1 protein-coding gene is annotated in these 1562 nt (G+C 39.7%); it reads right to left on the bottom strand.

Annotated features, from left to right (window positions below; all coding sequences use genetic code 11):
• Positions 1 to 112: 112 nt before the first annotated feature.
• Complete coding sequence (locus ACEN31_RS11490; protein ID WP_407109475.1) at positions 113 to 1432, bottom strand: IS1380 family transposase; 1320 nt, start codon at positions 1430 to 1432, stop codon at positions 113 to 115.
• Positions 1433 to 1562: the final 130 nt, after the last annotated feature.

Genomic DNA, 1562 nt, shown 5'->3' on the forward strand with positions numbered 1-1562 from the left:
GTTCTCGAAGTAGATTTTAACTAAATGAACCTTCTTACGATTCTCTTGTTTGTTTGAAGGCATACTTCTCCCTTGTAGACGATTGATTCAAAAAATTAACGTGATGACTGATTTAAATCCATTGACTGGATCGCCGTAGGCGCTCGAAGACCCTATAGAATTCAGTTTGATACACATGATAACTCGACAATTTTAAATAGGCTCGTCTGCCTGTTTGCACAAGTTTGCCAGCGACTTTAAGGAATGTTAGTCGGATGGAATGAATAGTCATCCCTTGGTTCTTTTTATCAAAGCCGATAGTCTTTAGACAGTTGATGAGGTTGTATGCAAGCAGACTAATCATCATTCTGACATGATTTTCTAAGAAGCGTGGACTATCTGTTTTATCGAAATAAAAGCCACCTTTCGCTTCTTTGATGAAATTCTCCATTGTCCCTCGCTTGCAGTAAAGAGAAAATATAACTTGAGGCGATACGTTATCTGACAGATTGGTCACAATGAATGCGTGTTGAAAGAGGAGTTCTCCTGCTTCACGGATTGATCGAATACAGACACGACGGGGTTTCGACCATGATTGTGCTTGATAAGGCATTGAAAAATACTGAGCTTCCCGATCTTCCCATTTTTGGTTATCCCCGTAAAGAACGGATTGCTCAGCTAATTGACTTAATCTCCGATTGTTCTTTAATCGGATCACATACTGACTTTCATTTTCTTCACAAGACTCATACACCTCTGGTGTTGCGAAGCCGCTGTCCCCACGAACCAATATGTCAGTATTCGGTATGGATTCATTGTAGTGGTGTAACAATGGGTCGATAAAGGCTTTCACCCCTTTAGATGTGTACTGATTACCTGAACGCAGTTCAGCTTTTAAGAAATCTCCAGTCAGTCCGTCAAAGGCAACTAATGGGTGGTAGCCGTAGGTTTGATAATGTGCATTATAATCTGTTTGTTCTTGATGGCCAAAGGTATCTGAATGAGTGGAATCGAGATCAATGATTAACTCGGTGTCATTGCGAATCAAACGCGCTTTATCAACGAGCGACTGATTTAATGATTGTAATTGACCCACATTTTCTGTGGTGAAACGATCCAGAAACCGTGAAATTGACGATTGTGAGGCTAATTGTTTTCTGCCTAACACCATTTGAAAGACTGGATCCTGTCGTAACAGATTAGCTGACGAGTCTGCCGAATAACCAGCAATCAGTTGCATAATGAGCTGTTCTAATATCGCTAAATTATCATGCGTGTAGTAAGCACGGTTATCTTTAATGTCCAGAAGTGATTTCGCCAAATCAGAAAACTTGAAGGTATCCATTACTTCTTTAACTAAGACTAAACCCGAATCACTCGATAAACGACCACCTGTATGCGAAATGATGATGTTTGAATTGAATTTTACCTGGTTTTTGTGTAAGCTAATCATGAAGAGAACTCCTTTCTTATGGTTGGTTTAGACACCTTTACCATATCAGAATGGGGTTCTTTTTTCATCACTTAACAGGTGAAAATGAAAAAGTAAATTTAAGCTGCCGTTAGGCAGTTGGCACATGTTT

This window comes from Ruoffia sp. FAM 26255 (assembly GCF_045528525.1).
GTDB lineage: Bacteria > Bacillota > Bacilli > Lactobacillales > Aerococcaceae > Ruoffia > Ruoffia tabacinasalis.

Coding starts and splice junctions, on each gene's coding strand:
- ACEN31_RS11490 (WP_407109475.1), bottom strand. CDS start 1,432: ATGATTAGCTTACACAAAAACCAGGTAAAATTCAATTCAAACATCATC.